The sequence below is a fragment of the Chryseobacterium nepalense genome (assembly GCF_023195755.1).
Classification (GTDB): domain Bacteria; phylum Bacteroidota; class Bacteroidia; order Flavobacteriales; family Weeksellaceae; genus Chryseobacterium; species Chryseobacterium nepalense.
On record NZ_CP096203.1, the window covers coordinates 2,265,850 to 2,285,738 of the forward strand.

The 19,889-nt window shown below is 37.1% G+C and carries 20 protein-coding genes; 12 read left to right on the top strand and 8 right to left on the bottom strand.

The window, feature by feature from the left end:
• Positions 1-72 precede the first annotated feature (72 nt).
• From ileS to trpS, 7 genes are all read left to right on the top strand, one after another.
• On the top strand, positions 73-3,528 hold the full coding sequence (gene ileS, locus M0D58_RS09840; protein WP_248388818.1) for an isoleucine--tRNA ligase: 3,456 nt from the start codon (positions 73-75) through the stop codon (positions 3,526-3,528).
• A 59-nt stretch (positions 3,529-3,587) separates the two neighbouring features.
• Positions 3,588-3,968 carry a TraR/DksA family transcriptional regulator gene (locus M0D58_RS09845; protein ID WP_027378898.1) on the top strand — a complete coding sequence of 127 codons (381 nt, stop codon included), beginning with the start codon at positions 3,588-3,590 and terminating at the stop codon, positions 3,966-3,968.
• 81 nt (positions 3,969-4,049) lie between these two features.
• Positions 4,050-4,295 carry a DUF6576 domain-containing protein gene (locus M0D58_RS09850; RefSeq protein WP_248388820.1) on the top strand — a complete coding sequence of 82 codons (246 nt, stop codon included), beginning with the start codon at positions 4,050-4,052 and terminating at the stop codon, positions 4,293-4,295.
• Between the two features lie 14 nt (positions 4,296-4,309).
• Entirely contained in the window at positions 4,310-4,501 is a 192-nt protein-coding gene (locus M0D58_RS09855; RefSeq protein WP_072884312.1) for a DUF2683 family protein, read from the top strand.
• Positions 4,501-5,139: a lipoprotein signal peptidase gene (locus M0D58_RS09860; RefSeq protein WP_248388822.1), complete on the top strand. Its 639-nt coding sequence runs from the start codon at positions 4,501-4,503 to the stop codon at positions 5,137-5,139. The genes M0D58_RS09855 and M0D58_RS09860 overlap by 1 nt, the downstream gene beginning before the upstream one ends.
• A 14-nt stretch (positions 5,140-5,153) precedes the next feature.
• Positions 5,154-5,798 (top strand): SanA/YdcF family protein, encoded by a 645-nt coding sequence (locus M0D58_RS09865; RefSeq protein ID WP_248388824.1) that lies wholly within the window; start codon positions 5,154-5,156, stop codon positions 5,796-5,798.
• A 240-nt stretch (positions 5,799-6,038) separates the two neighbouring features.
• Entirely contained in the window at positions 6,039-7,007 is a 969-nt protein-coding gene (gene trpS / locus M0D58_RS09870; RefSeq protein ID WP_248388826.1) for a tryptophan--tRNA ligase, read from the top strand.
• Between the two features lie 79 nt (positions 7,008-7,086).
• On the opposite strand, the gene M0D58_RS09875 is transcribed toward trpS, so the two are convergent.
• The 5 genes from M0D58_RS09875 to M0D58_RS09895 form a co-directional block, all read right to left on the bottom strand.
• The gene (locus tag M0D58_RS09875) at positions 7,087-7,782 is read right to left on the bottom strand and encodes a YjjG family noncanonical pyrimidine nucleotidase (RefSeq protein ID WP_248388828.1); all 696 of its coding nucleotides are present in this window, start codon (positions 7,780-7,782) and stop codon (positions 7,087-7,089) included.
• A 201-nt stretch (positions 7,783-7,983) separates the two neighbouring features.
• Positions 7,984-8,574 carry an RNA polymerase sigma factor gene (locus M0D58_RS09880; RefSeq protein WP_248388830.1) on the bottom strand — a complete coding sequence of 197 codons (591 nt, stop codon included), beginning with the start codon at positions 8,572-8,574 and terminating at the stop codon, positions 7,984-7,986.
• A gap of 195 nt (positions 8,575-8,769) precedes the next feature.
• The gene (locus M0D58_RS09885) at positions 8,770-9,261 is read right to left on the bottom strand and encodes a hypothetical protein (protein ID WP_248388832.1); all 492 of its coding nucleotides are present in this window, start codon (positions 9,259-9,261) and stop codon (positions 8,770-8,772) included.
• An 85-nt stretch (positions 9,262-9,346) separates the two neighbouring features.
• Positions 9,347-10,627, bottom strand: coding sequence for a methionine adenosyltransferase (gene metK, locus M0D58_RS09890; protein ID WP_248388834.1), 1,281 nt, complete (start codon positions 10,625-10,627; stop codon positions 9,347-9,349).
• 233 nt (positions 10,628-10,860) lie between these two features.
• Complete coding sequence (locus M0D58_RS09895) at positions 10,861-11,811, bottom strand: LysR substrate-binding domain-containing protein (protein WP_248388836.1); 951 nt, start codon at positions 11,809-11,811, stop codon at positions 10,861-10,863.
• A gap of 131 nt (positions 11,812-11,942) precedes the next feature.
• Between M0D58_RS09895 and M0D58_RS09900 the strand changes: the two genes are divergently transcribed.
• The 5 genes from M0D58_RS09900 to M0D58_RS09920 all read left to right on the top strand — a co-directional run bounded on the left by M0D58_RS09900 (position 11,943) and on the right by M0D58_RS09920 (position 16,210).
• On the top strand, positions 11,943-13,430 hold the full coding sequence (locus tag M0D58_RS09900; RefSeq protein ID WP_248388838.1) for a catalase: 1,488 nt from the start codon (positions 11,943-11,945) through the stop codon (positions 13,428-13,430).
• A 111-nt stretch (positions 13,431-13,541) separates the two neighbouring features.
• Positions 13,542-14,309 carry an enoyl-CoA hydratase/isomerase family protein gene (locus M0D58_RS09905; protein WP_248388840.1) on the top strand — a complete coding sequence of 256 codons (768 nt, stop codon included), beginning with the start codon at positions 13,542-13,544 and terminating at the stop codon, positions 14,307-14,309.
• Positions 14,310-14,354: 45 nt separating this feature from the next.
• On the top strand, positions 14,355-14,777 hold the full coding sequence (locus tag M0D58_RS09910; protein ID WP_248388842.1) for a deoxycytidylate deaminase: 423 nt from the start codon (positions 14,355-14,357) through the stop codon (positions 14,775-14,777).
• A gap of 6 nt (positions 14,778-14,783) precedes the next feature.
• On the top strand, positions 14,784-15,698 hold the full coding sequence (xerD, locus tag M0D58_RS09915) for a site-specific tyrosine recombinase XerD (protein ID WP_248388844.1): 915 nt from the start codon (positions 14,784-14,786) through the stop codon (positions 15,696-15,698).
• Positions 15,695-16,210, top strand: coding sequence for an NUDIX hydrolase (locus tag M0D58_RS09920; RefSeq protein ID WP_248388846.1), 516 nt, complete (start codon positions 15,695-15,697; stop codon positions 16,208-16,210). The genes xerD and M0D58_RS09920 overlap by 4 nt, the downstream gene beginning before the upstream one ends.
• A gap of 66 nt (positions 16,211-16,276) precedes the next feature.
• On the opposite strand, the gene M0D58_RS09925 is transcribed toward M0D58_RS09920, so the two are convergent.
• The 3 genes from M0D58_RS09925 to M0D58_RS09935 are packed head-to-tail and all read right to left on the bottom strand — an operon-like array spanning position 16,277 to position 19,792.
• Positions 16,277-16,735 (bottom strand): heme-binding domain-containing protein, encoded by a 459-nt coding sequence (locus M0D58_RS09925; protein ID WP_248388848.1) that lies wholly within the window; start codon positions 16,733-16,735, stop codon positions 16,277-16,279.
• Between the two features lie 2 nt (positions 16,736-16,737).
• Positions 16,738-18,504, bottom strand: coding sequence for an Ig-like domain-containing domain (locus M0D58_RS09930; protein WP_248388850.1), 1,767 nt, complete (start codon positions 18,502-18,504; stop codon positions 16,738-16,740).
• Between the two features lie 25 nt (positions 18,505-18,529).
• Positions 18,530-19,792: a serine hydrolase domain-containing protein gene (locus M0D58_RS09935; protein WP_248388852.1), complete on the bottom strand. Its 1,263-nt coding sequence runs from the start codon at positions 19,790-19,792 to the stop codon at positions 18,530-18,532.
• Between the last annotated feature and the right edge of the window lie 97 nt (positions 19,793-19,889).

Here is a 19,889-nt window from a genome sequence, read left to right on the forward strand (position 1 = left end):
AACATATATTATAAACCGGTAAATTTTAGTAAATTTGCCAACTTAATTAATCAACGATATTGATCTATTACAATGAGCCAATTTAAAGAATACAAAAACCTCAACCTTATTGACGTAGCCGAGAATGTAGCGGAATTCTGGAAACAGAATAAAACTTTCAATAAGAGTGTTGAGATTCGTGAGGGGCAACCTGAGTTTGTTTTTTATGAAGGTCCGCCTTCTGCAAACGGTATGCCCGGAATTCACCACGTAATGGCCAGAGCATTAAAGGATATTTTCTGTCGTTATCAGACCCAGAACGGAAAACAGGTTTTCCGTAAAGCGGGATGGGATACACACGGACTTCCGGTAGAGCTTGGTGTGGAAAAAGAATTAGGAATCACTAAAGAAGATATTGGCACTAAGATTTCAATTGAAGATTACAACAAAGCGTGTCGTGAAGCGGTAATGCGTTACACAGACGTTTGGAACAACCTTACCGAGAAAATCGGTTACTGGGTAGATCTTGACGATCCGTATATCACGTACAAGTCTAAATACATGGAAACCGTTTGGTGGCTGCTGAAACAACTGTATGATAAAGGGTTACTGTACAAAGGCTACACCATTCAGCCGTACTCTCCGAAAGCGGGAACCGGACTTTCTTCCCACGAAGTAAATCAGCCGGGAGCTTACCGTGATGTTTCAGATACAACAGTGGTGGCACAGTTTAAAACATTGCCGGAAACATTGCCTTCATTTTTACAGGGATTTGGCGATGTGCATTTCTTAGCCTGGACGACAACTCCGTGGACGCTGCCTTCCAATACAGCGTTGACAGTAGGACCGAAAATCGATTATGTTTTGGTTAAAACTTTCAATCAATATACTTTTGAACCGGTAAATGTAGTTTTGGCTAAAGCTTTGGTTGGAAAACAGTTTGCAAAAAAATACAGTGAAGGTACAGAAGAAGATTTCGCAAATTACACTGCAGAAAGTAAAGTTATTCCTTATCAGGTTTTAGCCGAATTTAAAGGGGCTGATTTGGTTGGAATTAAATATGAACAGCTTTTAGATTACGCTAAACCTCACCAAAATCCGGAAAATGCATTCAGGGTAATCTCAGGAAACTTCGTAACGACGGAAGACGGAACAGGTATCGTTCACACCGCACCTACTTTCGGTGCTGACGATGCGAAAGTAGCTAAAGAAGCGACTCCTGAAGTTCCGCCAATGCTTGTTTTGGATAAAAACGGAAATCCTGTTCCGCTGGTGGATCTACAGGGAAGATTTTTATCGCAGGTAAGCGATGAAATCTACGGTTTTGCCAATGAATATGTAAAAGGAGAATACCTTAGTGAAGCAGAAAAAAGTATAGAATTCAATATTCAAAAAGAAAAATTAAATTCTGTCATCAAAGACTTGAAAAAATATATGTCTGTAGATGAAAGAATTGCTTTAAAATTAAAAGAAGAAAACAAAGCTTTCAAAGTAGAAAAATATGTTCACTCGTATCCGCACAGCTGGAGAACAGATGAACCATTGTTATATTACCCACTGGATTCATGGTTTGTAAAAATGACAGCCGTGAAAGACAGACTGGTAGATTTAAACAAAGAAATCAACTGGAAGCCGAAATCAACGGGAGAAGGCCGTTTCGCCAACTGGCTGGAAAATGTAAACGACTGGAATCTTTCCCGTTCAAGATATTGGGGAATTCCGTTGCCGATCTGGAGAACAGCTGATCTGAAGGAGGAGAAAATCATCGGATCTGTAGAAGAATTGTATAATGAAATTGAAAAATCAATTGAAGCAGGATTGATGAAAGAAAATCCGTTCAAAGGTTTTATCATCGGAAATATGTCCGAATCCAATTACGAACTTGTTGATCTTCACAAAAATGTGGTTGATAAGGTAATCCTCGTTTCAGATTCAGGACAAGCCATGAAACGCGAAAGCGATCTGATTGACGTTTGGTTCGATTCGGGAGCGATGCCGTACGCGCAGCTGCATTATCCTTTTGAAAATAAAGAATTAATTGATACCAATAAAGCTTTTCCGGCAGATTTCATTGCCGAAGGTGTTGACCAGACAAGAGGATGGTTCTACACGCTTCATGCGATCGGAACGGCAGTTTTTGATTCAGTAGCCTATAAAAACGTAATGAGTAATGGGCTTGTTTTGGATAAAAACGGTCAGAAAATGTCAAAACGCTTAGGCAACGCCGTAGATCCTTTTGAAACACTTGCGGTTTACGGTCCGGATGCTACCCGCTGGTACATGATTTCAAACGCCAATCCGTGGGAAAACCTGAAATTTGACATCGAAGGAATTGATGAAGTGAGAAGAAAGTTCTTCGGAACCCTATACAACACCTATTCATTCTTTGCTTTATATGCAAATGTTGACGGGTTTAATTATTCTGAAAAAGAAGTTGAAAACAGACCTGAAATCGACCGATGGATTTTATCGGAATTAAATCTGCTCATCAAAGAAGTAAAAGCTTTCTACGAAGATTATGAACCTACAAGAGTGGCAAGAGCCATCAGTACGTTTGTAAATGATAACTTATCCAACTGGTACGTAAGATTGTGCAGAAGACGTTTCTGGAAAGGAGATTATTCTGAAGATAAAATCTCGGCTTACCAGACTTTATATACCTGTCTTGAAACAGTTGCCAAATTATCTGCGCCTATCGCGCCGTTCTTTATGGATCAATTATATCAGGATTTAAATAGAGTAACCGGAAAAGAAAGTGCAGAATCGATTCACTTAACAGACTTCCCGGTTGCGAATGAAAGTCTTATTGACCGGGATCTGGTTGAAAAAACCCATTTGGCACAGAACATTACAAGTATGGTTTTCTCTTTGAGAAAGAAAGAAAATGTAAAAGTTCGCCAGCCATTGCAAAAAGTGTTAATTCCTGTTTTAGATTCTAAAACTGAGGAGCAGATTTCAGCGGTTTCAGAACTGATCAAACAGGAGGTAAATGTTAAGGAAATTCAGTTGATCAACGCGGAAGAAGCATCTCATCTTATTATAAAACAGATCAAACCGAACTTCAAAGCGTTGGGGCCTAAGTTAGGAAAAGACATGAAAGCAGTTGGAGGTGAGATTGCCAATTTCAATGCAGAACTGATTTCACAACTTGAAAAAGATGGAAAATTAGATGTTCAGGGTTATGAAATTACATTGGAGGATGTAGAGATTTCCACAAAAGATATCCCGGGATGGACGGTAACTTCCGATGGGAAAACAACTGTGGCATTAGATTTGACGTTGACAGAAGAATTAAAATCTGAAGGGATCGCAAGAGAATTCATCAACAGGATTCAGAACCTGCGAAAAGATAAAGATTTCGATTTGACAGACAGAATTTTGATCTCACTGGAAGACAACTCGCCTTTCATTGATGACATCAGGAAAAATGAAGAATATATTTCTTCCGAAGTCTTGTCAAATAAAATAGAAATTGTATCTTCACTTTCAAATTTTAACGAAATCGAAATAGATGAAGTTAATTTTAAGATAAATGTTGAAAAAATTTAACATATAGTTATTGTTTTTCAAATTCCATTTCATAATTTTATTAAAAAAGAGAAAGAACCATGTCAGACGAAAGAGTAAGATACAGTGATGCTGATTTACAAGAATTTAAAGCAATCATTAAGGAGAAAATAGAAAAAGCAGAAAATGATCTTAAATTGATCAGAGAAAGTTTCATTAACGACCAGAATAACGGTACGGATGATACCTCACCAACCTTTAAAGCCTTTGAAGAAGGTGCTGAAACTTTAAGTAAAGAACAGAACTCTATTTTAGCCGGAAGACAGGAAAAATTCGTTCGTGATCTTAAAAATGCTCTGATAAGAATTGAAAACAAAACTTACGGCGTTTGCAGGGTAACCGGAAAATTAATTCCTAAAGAAAGGCTTCTGGCTGTTCCTCATGCAACGCTAAGCATCGAAGCGAAAAATATGCAGAAATAACCGGAAGGTTAATATCATAAATTTGGGTTTATATTGTATTTTTGACAAATACTTTATAAACCTAATTTTTAGTATATATCCATGAGTGATTTATTCATTTTAATCATTATCATCGTTGTAATCCTGGCGTTTATTTACAGAGGCCGGATCAGGAATCGGTTTTTTCCTGCAAAGCAAAAAAATTTAACGATCGATGACCGGTTTAATGCTGATAAACGCGAAAGGGAAAAAGAAATAGACAGGCTTTTAAGTAAAATGGGCAAAAACGGCATCAATGATCTTTCACCCAAAGAAAGAAAAAGGCTTGATGAGCTGTCCAAAAAATAATTTAAATTAAAAAAGTGGAATCCATTATTGTACATCCGAAAAATGCAATGGAACTCAGTGCGCTGAAAAGCGTCCTAAAAGACATGAACATTAAGTTCGAAAAATTCCATACCAAGAACATGCATCACAATCAGAAGACGATTAAAAAAATCGTTGATAAGAAGAACGAGAAAACAGGAAAACCTACAAAACCTAAAGGATTATAATGAAAAAGATCGTATTGGTAACCTTTCTTATCTTATTGATTGATCAGGCCTCAAAAATTTATGTAAAAACCCATTTTAACCTGGATGACAGTGTTTCCGTTCTGCCGGGGTTTAAGCTCACTTTTGTAGAAAACCCGGGGATGGCGTACGGCCTTCATTTCGGAGGCGTTATCGGAAAATATTTCCTTGTTTTGGTAAGGATTGTCCTGATCGGAGGAATGATTTATTTATTTAAAAAATGGTTGCAAAGAGGCGAATCCAATTATCTTCTGATTCCGATGGCCATGATCTTTGCCGGAGCAATCGGTAACCTGATAGACGGCATGTTTTACGGACTGATTTTCGACAGCGGTACCGTATATGATGCAAGTATTGACCGATGGATCGGCTATGGCGGAATCTCAAAATTCTCCTCTTTCGGTGAAGGATACTCTACCTTTATGAGAGGCTGTGTGGTGGATATGCTTCATTTCCCACTGGTAGACTGGAACGTTCCTGAAAGCTGGCCCCTGATCGGAGGAAAACATATAGAATTTTTTAAATATATCTTTAATGTAGCGGATTCTGCGATTACCGTGGGCGCAGCATTATTATTAATTTTCAGAAAAAAAGCCTTCCCGAACGGTTTGGAATTTTAAAGAATTTTACACCGATGAAAAAATTGATTAAAAACTTACTTAAATTTTTCCTGCTTCTGTTCGTGGCGGGAATTATTTTTATGGCCTGGGCCAATTACAGCATTAAGGCAAGCAGTGGCCCCTATATTTCTTATGAGACTAAAGATCTTCCAGCAGCAAAAACCGCTCTGCTTCTGGGTACAAGCAAAAGCTTAAATAATGGTTTTCCGAATGCTTATTTCTACAACCGCATTTATGCCGCGGTAGAATTGTATAAAACCGGAAAAATACAATACATTGTCGTAAGCGGCGACAACAGTACGAAAGATTACAACGAACCTGAAGATATGCAGCTCGCTTTAATGGAGCACGGAATTCCTCAAGACAGAATTTTTCTTGATTTTGCAGGATTCAGAACATTGGATTCAGTAATTAGGGCAAAAGAAATTTTTGGTCAGAATAAAATTATCATTGTCTCCCAGAAATTCCATAATGAAAGAGCGGTATTCCTAGCCCGGCAAAACGGGATGGAAGCTTTCGGTTACAACGCATTAGATGTAAATCAATATGCCGGTTTTAAAACCAATATGAGAGAATATCTTGCTAAAGCAAAAGCGTATTGGGATCTAATTTTCGACGTTGAACCTAAGTTTGGTGGTGATAAAGTTTTGATTCCTTAATTTTTCCAGCGTGTATTTTTTTTAACGCAAAGTTACATTAAATGATAAATTCAAGTAGGTAAAGAATGAATCAACAAGTTGATTTGATGAAGGTTCGCGCAGCAAATATATGTGCCTTTGCTCTCTGATATTAAAAGTACAATCTTAAATCTTTGCGTCTAACAGAGCTTAAACTAACCTATATTTTAGAGAATTAATTTAAATTTGCAATTCATTAATTTTAAATATAAATTTTAAACAATGTCAAGAATTCTTACCGGCATTCAAGCCACCGGAACTCCGCACCTGGGAAACCTGTTGGGTGCTATTATTCCTGCGATTGAACTATCGAAACAGGAAGGAAACGAATCTTTTTTATTCATCGCCAATCTTCATTCTTTAACCCAGATTAAAGATGCGGAAGTGCTAAAACAAAATACCTACGAAATTGCTGCGGCTTGGCTTGCTTGTGGGCTGGATACTGAAAAAACCTATTTTTACAGACAGAGTGACATCCCTGAAACCTGTGAACTTTCTTGGCATTTATCATGTTTTTTTCCGTACCAAAGACTAACGTTAGCACATTCCTTCAAAGATAAGGCAGACAGACTGCAGGACGTTAATGCAGGTTTATTCACCTACCCTATCCTGATGGCTGCCGATATTTTATTATATGATGCGGAAATCGTTCCTGTAGGAAAAGACCAGCTTCAGCATCTGGAAATTGCCCGTGATGTCGCGTCAAGATTTAATAATCAGATGGGTGAAGTTTTTGTGCTTCCTCAGTCAGAGCTTCAGGAAAACACCAAGTATGTTCCCGGTATTGATGGTCATAAAATGTCTAAATCCAGAGGAAACATCATCAATATCTTCTTACCTGAAAAAGAACTGAAAAAACAGGTCATGAGTATTGAAACCGACTCCAAATCACTGGAAGAACCGAAAGATCCTGAAACCGATAAAGTATTTGCAATATATCAGCTGATTGCAACTCCCGAACAGACTGAAGAATTGAAAGCGAAATATCTGGCCGGAAACTTCGGTTACGGTCATGCTAAAAAAGAACTTCTGGATTTAATTTTAACAAGATTTGAGAAAGAAAGAGCGCTTTTCTCTTACTATATGAATAATCTTGAAGAACTGGAAGCAAAACTTCAGGAAGGAGCCGCTAAAACGAGAGTTATCGCTACGGAAACCATTACAAGAGTGAGAAAAAGTTTAGGGCTTTAATGTTTTAAACCTTATGATAAAGTTTCGGCGGCACCAAAGGTGCCGCCGAAACTTTTTAAACAAAATTGTTATAAAAAAGTTATAGAAACTCTTTAATCTGCAGTAAATGCTGTATTACCTTCAATCCTTCTTCCTGCCTGTTTTCCTTTAAAACATTAAAGAAAATCACATCCATTCCGAAATTTTGTGCTCCGACAACATCTGCGATCCAGTCGTCACCGATCAGAATACTTTCCTCTTTTGATGCTTCTGAAAGCTTTAGAGAATATTCAAAAATCTCCGGTCTTGGCTTTCTTACGCCCACAGTATCTGCACTGGTGATTGTTTGAAAATATTGATCAATTCCGGATAAAATACATTTTCTTTCTGTAACTTCTTTAAAACCATTAGAAATAATATGTAAAGTGTAATTCTTAGCTTTAAGATAATCTAAAATATACGTGGCGCCTTCCACCAATTCATTGTGATTAAGTATTTTATCTAAAAAATGTTCTTCAAAATACATGGACAGCTGTTCATCGTCAACATTAAAATGTCTGAATGTATCATAAAAACGATGCTTCCTCAGATACTCTTTATCAATAATTCCGTCGCGAATATCTTCCCAAAGCTTCTCATTGATTTCGTGATAAACGGAATGAAACTCTTCAAAGTCAATTCCGTATTTCAGGGCAATTTTCTCTTTTTCAAAAAGCTGTTTAATGGTAAGGTAAGCATTTCTGCGGTGATCCCACAAGGTATTGTCGAGATCAAAAAAAATGTGCTGAATTTTCATACAGCACAAAATTAATTTTAATTTTTGGAAATCGGATAATTCTTGCTCTTGGTTTTTACAACCTCAAGATTCTTCGAAAAATTGAGTAAAAACTCAATTGTTTGCTTTTTTGGTTTCAAAGTTTTCACTTTTAAGGAATCATTTTTTCTCATAGGCGGTTAAATGTTTTTCCTTAAAACGAGAATTTTCCGAAATTATTATCTATCGTGTCAAGATAATATTATTTTCTTCCATGATTTTTCTCAGGTTAATTAATGCATACCTTACGCGTCCCAATGTGGTATTAATGCTCATATCGGTGTGATCTGCAATTTCTTTAAAACTTAACCCGTCAAAAAATCTCAGTTTTATTACTTGCTGCTGATTTTCAGGAAGAAACTGCAGCATCCTTAAAAGGTCTTCCTGAATCTGGTTGGTTACCAGCTGGTCTTCAATATTTTCAGAAGGTTCTCTCAACAGGTCGAAAATGGAATATTCTTCAGTTTCAAAAGTTGTTTCCGATACTTTAATATTCTTGGATTTTGCTCTGAAATGGTCAATAATAAGGTTATGAGCAATTCTTTTTGCCCAAAGAATGAATTTTCCTTCTTCGTTATAACGTCCTTCCTTAAGCATAACAATGATTTTCATGAACGTATCCTGAAAAACATCATTTGCCAGATCTTCATCATTAATTTTGTAAAAAATGAATGTAAACAGTTCTCTCTGATGGCGGTGGATAAGGGTCGACAACGCCTCTTCGTCTCCTTTTTGATAAAGGGAAATAAGTAAACTATCCGATTTTGATTTCATAACTTCTTCTCAATACTTTTTTGCTGAACAAATACTTTCCAGATTTTTCATCTGGTTTCAGCTGTAAATACAAAACAATTCTTCAGAGTAAAGTATAATCAATAGGCGGATACAATTTTTAATGATGTAAATATAATAAATTTTTAATAACTGTTAACCTATTATTAAATTTTTGAAAGAAAAATTTAAAAAAAATCATTTAAACATGTCATGAATGAATACAGTAGGGATATTTAGTGAAAAATTAATATTCAGTCCTTTTAATTCTTTTCCGTTTATTCCGCTGTTTCCTATTGGAAAAGCATACCCTCCGGTAAGATCCAGAATCCCGAATAGGGTAAAACCAACTTTCGGAGCAACATATTTGTTGGTACCTTCTGCGCCTATCAGAAAATAATACGAATGGTAAAAATCCACATTTTTCTGAAAATTCAATAAAACGTCAGTCGAAACCTTAGGCATTATTGCAAACTGCGAATTTACAGACCCCATCATGGCAGACGCACCAAGCCTGTAGATGACATCATCATTCTTAAGGAAAAGCAACTTGCCACCCACTTCGCCAAAACTTTGATTCTGATAAGTATATCCTACATTTACCATTTTATGTACGGTAAGCTGTGCTTTGGCAAAAGTGCCGAGAAAAAAAACGGTAAGGATTGTAATGACGAATCGTACTTTATTCATATTCTGTTCTATTTTATGTAAAATTAAAAAAAACTGCTTTACCTGAAAGATAAAGCAGCTATTCATTTGTTTATTATTGTGAAAATTAAATTCCGAAAGCGGATTTAATTTCGTCTACTTTGTCCAGTTTCTCCCATGTAAAGAACTCTAAACCAGTAAGTGTAAGCTCATTTTTCTGTCCTTTGTTGAAGGTCTTATCAGCCACATAATGTTCTTTACCCATGTGCCCGTAAGAAGCAGTTTCCTGATAGATAGGATTTCTAAGTTTCAGGTTCTGCTCAATCGCGTAAGGTCTAAGATCGAATATCTCAGAAACTTTTTTTGCGATAGCTCCGTCGTGAAGATCAACTTTCGCAGTTCCGTAGGTATTGATGTACAAACCACAAGGTTCTGCCACACCGATTGCATAAGACACCTGAACCAAAACTTCATCTGCAACTCCCGCGGCAACAAGATTTTTAGCGATATGTCTTGTCGCATACGCGGCACTTCTGTCAACTTTTGAAGGATCTTTCCCGGAGAAAGCACCACCTCCGTGAGCACCTTTACCTCCGTAGGTATCTACAATGATTTTTCTTCCTGTAAGACCTGTATCTCCGTGAGGACCACCGATTACAAATTTCCCGGTAGGATTGATATGGTATTTGATCTGATCATTAAATAACGCTTTGATTTCATCAGACTGCAAAGCCACCACTCTTGGGATCAGAATATTTTTAATGTCTTCTCTGATTTTGTTCAGCATTTCTTCTTCAGAGCCGAAATCATCATGTTGTGTAGAAACAACGATAGAATCGATTCTGATCGGTTTATGATCATCAGAATATTCAATCGTCACCTGGCTTTTTGCATCCGGGCGAAGATATTTAATTTCAGAATCTTCTCTTCTGATCGCTGAAAGCTCTTTAAGAATAGTATGCGCAAGGTCAAGAGCTAAAGGCATATAATTGGCTGTTTCGTTGGTTGCATACCCGAACATCATCCCCTGGTCGCCGGCTCCCTGTGCGTTGGCCTTTCCTTCAAAAGATTCATCTTCTACAGCTCTGTCAACACCTTGATTAATATCCGGAGACTGCTCGTGGATCGCAGAAATAACACCGCAGGAATCACCATTGAACATATATTCTCCTTTTGTATAGCCTATTCCGTTGATGACTTCTCTGGCAATCGTCTGCACATCAAGATATGCATCAGATTTTACCTCACCGGCAAGTACTACCTGTCCTGTTGTAACAAGGGTTTCACAAGCTACTTTGGAATTTTTATCGTATGCTAAAAAATGATCGATTAACGCATCAGAAATCTGATCGGCAATCTTATCCGGATGTCCTTCTGAAACGGATTCAGACGTAAATAAATAAGACATATTACTCTATTTGTTTTAGATTAAAATTAACGAAGAAAAATAAGAATAATTGTCGGTACGACTAAAAAGAAATACTGTTTTAGCATTTTTTTATAGAGGTTGCAATCAGGACAAATTTTTCCTCGTTCGTAAACGTGCGCAAAGTTAAGTACTATTTTTTTAATACTCAAATTTTTGCCCGTTTATTATAAATTTCATGAATAGCAGCAGCTTATCAACTTTAACAATAAAATTTATTGTGGTTTAATGCTTACGAATTCTTTCGGATTTTCGTGATAATTAAGCTTTTTCTCGAGTGATGCTCTTATAGAATGTGACAATTCGTCAATAATTTTTTGCTTGAAGGTCGGCTTATAATAAATAATGCTGATTTCCCTGTACGGAAAAGGCTTTTTGAACCTGAAAACATTTTCTTTCTGCTGATCGGAAAGCTGACTTAACGCGAGTTCCGGTAAAATACTGATCCCTCCTACTTTATCTACCATGTGTACCAATGTCTGAATATTGGAAGCAAGAAAATCAAGATTCTTCGGCTTCAGGGTATTTTCTTTCAGATGGCAGATGTTCTCAAACTGATTTCTAAGACAGTTTCCTTCTTCAAGCAACCATACTTTTTCCACATTCAGTTCTTCCGGAACAACGTAAGAATTTTTCTTGTTAGCTTCCGTATCAGAACTGTAAATCATCAGTTCTTCATTAAACAGGAAATCCTGATAAAATTCGTCCGCAGAATCATATGGGGTAGAAATAATTCCGGCGTCAAGTTCACCCGCTTTAAGGGCCTTAATGATATTATCGGTTGTCATTTCCTTTACATTCATCTGGATCTTTGGATTATCCTCCAGAAATTTGAAAATCTCTGTTGGAAGGATAAAAGAAGAAACCGTAGGAATAATTCCTATATTAATGGTACCACCTAAAATATTGTTTAAAAGGTTGGCCTTATTCTTAAGTTCATTGACAGATTCTATAATCACTTTTGCCTGATCAATGATCTGAAGCCCCACATCTGTGGTACGAATCGGGTGGGTAGTTCTGTCAAAAACCTTTACATCCAGTTCATCCTCAAATTTCTGTATCATTGCACTTAACGTAGGCTGCGTAATGAAGCATGCTTGAGCTGCTTTACCAAAATGTTTATACTTATCTACAGCGATAAGATACTCCAATTGCTGAATGTTCATCTGATTAATATTATCTATGACAAAGATAAAATGTTTTTGCCATTTGTAATTAAAAATTAAAGTAAATTTGATATTTTAATACGTCTATACAGGCAGCTAACAGTAAAAACCGCGAAACAAATCATAAGTATATGGATTCTAAAAAATTAACGTTAAACAATGGCGCTCCTTATTATGAGCATCAGGATTCGCAGACCGTAGGACCAAGAGGGCCTGTTTTGTTGCAGGATTTCGTTTTACAGGAAAATCTTGCCCATTTTGTGAGAGAGAGAATCCCCGAACGAATTGTTCATGCTAAAGGCACCGGCGCCTACGGAACTTTCACTGTAACACACGATATCAGCCAATATACAAAAGCAAAATTATTTTCAAAAGTAGGAAATTCATGCAGGATGTTTGCCCGTTTCTCTACTGTGGGTGGGGAAAAAGGAAGTGCAGACACGGCTAGAGACCCAAGAGGTTTTGCTCTTAAATTTTATACAGAGGATGGAAACTGGGATCTCGTAGGAAATAATACACCGGTATTCTTCATTAAAGATGCAAAAAAATTCCCGGACTTTATCCACACCCAGAAAAGAGTTCCGAAAACCAATCTTAAAAGTGCTACTATGATGTGGGATTTCTGGAGTCTTAATCCTGAATCGCTGCATCAGGTTCTTATTTTGATGTCCGACAGAGGAACGCCGTACGGATACCGTCATATGCACGGTTTCGGATCTCATACTTTTTCGATGATCAATGATAAAAACGAGAGGGTATGGGTAAAATTCCACATGAAAACAAAACAGGGAATCAAGAATTTCACGGATGCAGAAGCGATAAAAATGGCAGGCGAAAATCCTGATTTCGCCCAGGAGGATATGTGCAATGCCATTGAAGAAGGAAACTTCCCGAAATGGACCATGTATATTCAGGTAATGACAGAAGATCAGGCAAGAGACTTCAGATGGAACCCTTTTGATATAACTAAAGTATGGTTTCAGGGAGATTTCCCGTTAATTGAAGTGGGCGAAATGGAATTGAATGAAATTCCGGTAAATTATTTTGCTCACGTTGAGCAATCAACCTTTTCACCAAGTAACTTAATTAACGGAATCAGCTTTTCTCCGGATAAAATGCTTCAGGGAAGACTGTTCTCTTATCCTGATGCCCATCGATACAGAGTGGGCGTCAATGCCCATCATCTTGAAGTGAACAGATGTCCGTTTGCCGTAAATAATTATCAGCGCGACGGTTTTATGGCAGACTCCAGTCATTATCAGGACAAGCCAAATTATCATCCGAACAGCTTTGATGATATAAAACCTGATTCATCTTACAAAAATTATGAATACGAACTGGACAGCGCTCATGTAGCCAATTACAGCAGAAATGAAAACGATGATGATCATTACACTCAGCCGGGATTGCTATACTCAAAAGCAATGAGTCCTGAAGACCGGCATAATCTTGTGAACAATATTGTGGGAAGCATGAAAGGCATCACAGGACCTAAAAGAGATGAAATCATCAACCGCCAGCTTTGCCATTTTTTCAGAGCGAATATTGAGCTGGGCATGAAAGTCGCCACACAGCTTAATGTTGTTATTGATGCCAATATGATGAATCATTCTAAATAATTGCCTTAAATAATAAAACAAATGCAATAAAAGGAAAAAAAGTCAATCTTTTTTCCTTTTTTTTATAAAAAATTTATAATTTGCACAGAATAATATTTTATCAGTTGAAAAATGGGTTACGAAAACATATTATTAGATAAACAAAATAACATATCTATAATTACCATAAACCGTCCTGAAAGTTTAAATGCACTAAATGCCAAAACAATCAGTGAACTGGGTTCAGCTTTGGAAGAATTAGATACTGATAGCAGCTGTAGGGTAATCATTCTTACAGGAAGCGGTGAAAAATCTTTCGTTGCAGGAGCCGACATTAAAGAATTCAGTGATTTCGGACAGGAGAAAGCAGAAGAACTTGCCAGAAACGGACAAAACTCATTATTCAATAAAATAGAAAATATGACCAAGCCTGTTATTGCAGCCGTAAACGGATTTGCTTTGGGCGGCGGTCTGGAGCTTGCTATGGCATGCCACATCAGATATGCATCGGAAAATGCCAAACTGGGATTACCTGAAGTAACGCTGGGATTGATTCCGGGTTATGGCGGAACTCAAAGGCTTCCGAAGCTTGTAGGAAAAGGTATTGCCAACGAAATGATCTTCTCTGCCAAAATGGTTCCTGCTCAGAGAGCAAAAGAAATCGGACTGGTAAATGAAGTATATCCTGTTGAAGAATTATTAACCAAAACACAGGAATTGGCCAACGTTATTGCTAACAATTCCCCAATGGCAATATCCAAAGCTATTCGTGCTGTAAACTTATCAGATACGGATAAAGGTTTTGAAACCGAAATTCAATATTTCGGAGAGCTTTTTGACTTAGATGATAAAAAAGAAGGAGTCTCTGCGTTTCTTGAAAAAAGAAAACCCAGCTTCTAAATTATCCTTGATTAAAATTATTTCGAAAAAAAACGATGCTGATGTATGAATAAGTTTGATAAAGCTTATCTGAAGATGGCTCAGGAATGGGCAAAACTATCCTACTGTAAACGAAAGCAGGTAGGAGCTCTTATCGTAAAAGATAGGATGATTATTTCAGATGGTTACAATGGTACCCCATCAGGTTTTGAAAACTGCTGTGAGGATGAAGAAGGCAAAACGCATTGGTATGTGCTGCATGCAGAAGCCAATGCCATTTTAAAGCTGGCCGCTTCCACACAGTCTGCAAAAGGAGCCACGTTATATTTAACGCTGTCTCCGTGTAAAGAATGCAGTAAACTTATTCTACAGGCCGGAATCAACAGGCTTGTATATATAAACGAGTATTCGGACGATGATGGAATATCATTTTTAAAAAACCATGGTATTGAAATAATACAGATTTCGGAATATGAATTAAAAAAATAACACAACATGATTTGGGATGAAAAAATTAAGGATTTTGAAATTTTTCTTCGTTTTGAAAGAAATTTTTCAGAAAATACTCTTGATGCGTATATCAGGGATATCAAAAAACTAAAAGAATACGCAGAAGAAGATTTAGAAAATGTGGGGCCAGATACGATTCAGTACGAAAACCTGCAGGAATACATTTTTAACCTTTCCAAAAAGAAATTCAGCGAACGTTCACAGGCAAGATGGATCTCGTCTATAAAAGCATTTTTCAAATATCTTGTTGAGGATGAATTTCGCAAAGACAATCCGGCCACTTTATTAGAAGGTCCAAAGCTAGGGCTTTATCTGCCTGATACCTTAACACTTCCGGACATTAACAAAATTATAGACGCCATTGAACTGGATTCTGATTTGGGAAAAAGAAACCAGTGCATTATTGAGGTGCTTTACGGATGCGGACTGCGGGTATCGGAGCTTATTGAGCTTAAAATTTCCAATATCAACTTCCACGAACACTACATTAAAGTGCTTGGAAAAGGCAATAAAACACGTTTTGTTCCGCTCGCGGACTATACTGCTACCTTACTTTTAAATTATATTTCGGAGATACGTTCGAAAATTAAAGTCAGCAAAAGATATGAAGATACTCTGTTTCTGAATAGCAGAGGAACTTCCATGTCAAGAGTAATCGTATTTTTAATCATAAAAGAACTTACGGACAAAGCTGGCGTGAGCAAGAAAATCTCACCGCACACCTTCAGGCATTCTTTTGCGACGCATTTGCTTCAAAACGGGGCAGATCTCCGTTATATCCAGGAAATGCTGGGCCATTCCAGCATCACCAGCACGGAAATTTATACCCATCTTAAAACCGAAGAACTCCGGGATGTTATTTTAAATTACCACCCGAGAAATATTAATGTTGCTCAATGAAAATATTGAAATATTGCCCAAGCTGTGGCAAAGAATCTCTGAACTGGGACGGTGAGAAAAAATGGAGCTGTCCCGAATGTAATTTCACGCTTTATAATAATGTAGCCGGAGCGGTAGCTGTGATTATACGATTTGAAAATGAAATTTACCTTACCAGAAGGAACAGAGATCCGAAAAAAGGAAAGCTTGATCTTCCCGGAGGCTTTGTAGACCCGAGTGAAAGCGCAGAAGAAACCTGCAAAAGAGAGCTTTTTGAAGAACTGCAGCTTGATGTTGATATTTCAAATTTAAAGTATCTTACGAGCCTTCCGAATGTATATCAGTACAAAGAAATAGATTATAACACAATTGATCTTTTTTACGAATATCATGTTTCGGAAAAGTTTCAGGTGAAACTTGATATTTCTGAAATTTCGGATGCAGTGTGGATTCCATTGGATAAATTAAATCCTGAGGATATTGCATTTGATTCGCAGAAAAAGTTTTTTGAAAACTACGCGCGAAAGGTTTAATACAAACTTATATTTTCCACGGATTGACAGACTTTATTTCAAAGTTTTACAATCCGTGGATTTTTTTTAATATGTTTTTGATTTCAGCATTTCTTCAAAATACTGAACAAGTAACATCCGTTCTGCTTCTGATAAATTGGCTTTTTTGTGATACACAATATAACCAGGCATAGGCATTGTTTTGTTTTGTATGGCCTGAACGGACCTCTCAAGCATGCTTTTTTTTAAGTCCTGATTATACGTCCCCCAAATGGAAAAGTTCAGATGCTCCCTGCCTTCGTTGATATGGCTTTTAACAGACCAGGAAATTGGTGCTACATAAGCATAGCCGGGATATATCGTTTCATCGGAATGGCAGTCGTAACAGGCTCCTTTAATCAGCTCATTGATTTTTTGAGGCGTTCTCTGTACATCCGCAAAATTTACCTTATGGTCAACCGGTCTGTTCACCTTATCCGTTGGAATAAACTGAATCAAAGCGAAGATTATCAAAACCCAAAAAAGTATTCTTTTAAATGTTTTCATTATTATCTGACAGGCGTAAGCGAACCCCTGTCCGTTTTTAATTCCGGTCTTACATTTGTTTTTGGCGTGGCTGGATTGGAAGGTGTTGGAGAAGCACTGTTGTTCGTCTTCTGAGTTCCGAACTTTGAGGTATCCAAAACCCTTGTATCTTTAAGATCCCATGTCTCATTGCTGTCCCATAAAGGTCTCACAATTACCGTTTTGTAATAAATATAAGAGTCTTCTGCAAAAATTCCGTTCTGAAAATCTGCCTCGTCCCAATATTTATTTTCATTGTTATCTACAAGGATACGTACAATATATTCTGCCGGTTTGAGAATATCAAATTTCACATCATTACCTTTGGTGTATTTCTGATAAAGGATTTTTTCAGAACTGTCCACCAGTTGAATCCAATAACTTGATGTAGGAGCATTTTCCAGTTTAAAGGTTAGGCTTCCGTAATTTTCCACTTTATCTGCTTCAAAATCAAACCGTTTCGACTGATAATTTTTAGCATAGAAAGAAGAAACCGTTTCTTTAGGTACGGTAAGCTGATATTTTTTACCAGAAACAAAATCCGCATTAACAATAATCTGATAGGGATTCGTTTCCGATATTTTTGCAGTGAAAGGAAGTGTATTGAGGCTGTCTCCAGCTGCTCTGAAAATCCATTTATCCGTATTAAGGTTTGTGATATAATAGTTTGAGCTAATTTTAAAATTTTCTTTAGGAGGAAGCATTCCGCCGCCGTTATCACTGTTTACATCCATTGCATTTTTTGTGTTATAACGATAGAAAAGAGAAGCGCTGTACAGTGTATCTTTTTTAGTTCCAGCATTATACCCTAACTTAAGGTTTTCAACGGTGGTTTGCCCGAGATTGCTTTTCACGGCATCAAACCAGATTCTTACAGAGTCTGATTTCGGAGCATGTGTTACCTTGTAATCTGTCAGTTTTTCGCTTTGAGACTGTACCCTTACGCTGTCCGGCCTTCCTTCAAAAGTCATTAAAACACCTCCCGGCACTTCTTTGGTTTCAATATATTTTACCGGTTTTTTAGACGGGTACAGCTTTACATTTAATCCTGAGATTGATTTTTCTACAACAACGGCCTCTTTCTGAAAGCCTACTTTTTCTTTTCCCTGATCATACATGGAATTACCGTTTTCATCTTCAAAAGCAATAATTCTGTATTTTCCCGGAGCAAGATAATTCAGCTCATAATAACCGTCATCATCAACTTTTGTGATGTAATAAGGCTTTTGTTTATAATCAATGGTATCCTTCACCTGGTAAAGGCCCACAACAAATTTGTTTTCACCCGCTTTTTTAAGTGACAAGGCATCTTTTACCTCTCCGCTGATATAAAGATCATCCAGTTTGTCACCCGTAGAGAAGGCAAAATTGAAATATCTTAGAATATTATTTTCGTTGTTATCCGAAATGGCATTTCCGAAATTAAAATTATATGTGGTATTGGCCTGCAGCGTATCTTTCCATTGGATAAGAACAAATTTATTGGCAATACTGGAAGGAATGATCCTGGTAATATTTTTAATCGGTGGCGATATGCTAAGATTCTTATTGATGTCTTTCAGCGAAACATATTCGTTGAAATCAAGACGAAGTTCCTTTATATCTCTCGGAACATTAATTCTTGTGCTGTCAATATTCGAACCTAAAAACTTTGGCGCCAACGTATCTTTCGGACCTCCTACCGGTGATCCTACTCTTGCACAGGACTGCAAAAGAAAGCCAATAACAAATAGTAAAAGAAATCTTTTCATGAAGATGTTTACGCAAAAATAAACATTATTCTCCATAAACTTCACCATGACCTTTTAATGTATCTTTATCGTCACTCATAACACTATGAAGTTTATCCTTCTGAGAAGGAAAATCTTCAAACAGACCCGATAAGGCAAGCGCTGTATAAACCTTCCCGGAATACCTGTTTCCAATCGCTACAATGGTTACTTTTGACTTCAGCAAATGGGCAAACACAGAGTTTGTGCCGTGCCACCATCCATTGTGATAAGTAAGTTTTTCGCCGTTGTCGAAAATTTTCATTCTGAAGCCCAGTCCGTAATTATTCATTCCGAGTTTTTCATTGCTGTATGGCGTGAAAACCTGTTCCATGAGTTCAGGCTTTAAAAAATCTTTCGAAAACATGGCTTTAGAAAAATTATACAGATCCCTCGGTGTGGTATACACATTTTTATCCCCGTAAATGAGATCCAGGCGATCCAGAGGATAAAGCTTTTTTCCTCCGTAAAAAAATGACTGTGATGCCGTGGGAATATCTTTTTCCTGAAAAATAAATGTATTTTTCATTTTAAGAGGATCAAAAACCATCTCTTTCATGGCTTGCGGAAAAGGAGTATTGGTTACCTTTTCAATCAGCAGCGCAAGCATGGCAAAATTAGTATTGCAGTACATGAATCCCGTATCTGTATCTCTAGCCAGATCCGGTTTGTACTTGATGATCATATTTAAAATATCCTGATTCGTAAGAAATGCTTTGGAAAGTTCGGCAGGAACGGGCTGTATTTTAGTAATAAAATATTCATATTTCGGGAGACCGCTTCTTTGATCAAGCAATGTTTTAACCGTAACATTCGGATAAGGGAATCCCGGGAAAAATTTTGTAAGATGGTCATCCAGATTTATTTTACCGGCTTCTATCAGCTTAAGCATAGCCATTGCCGTAAGTGTTTTCGATACGGAGGCAACATGAAGCGGAGTATTCCTGTCAATAGGATTTTGATTTCCTTCTCTTGCAAAACCCCTGTAATTTTCATAGAGAATATCATCGCCTTTGGCAACCAGAATTCCACCGCTGAGATCACCTCTTTCCCATACTCTTTTATAATATTGATCAATGTATCTTGAAAGAGATGCTTTATCAGGGATCTGACTGTCTGCTGCAGTAAAAACTTTACTTAGATCTACGTTTCCGTAATTCGGGAGATTTGTTGTGCTTTCAATGGCAGCTTCCTGATTTTCAGCTTTGTTTTTACAGGAAAAAAGAGCTATACAGGTAGTGATAATAAGTACAAGATTACGCATCCTCATGAATTTCAAAATGAGCGGCAATTTAATAAAACTGAAAATAATGAGTAAATATTGATTATATATTATGAATTATTTAACATAAAGATAATCACAAAAT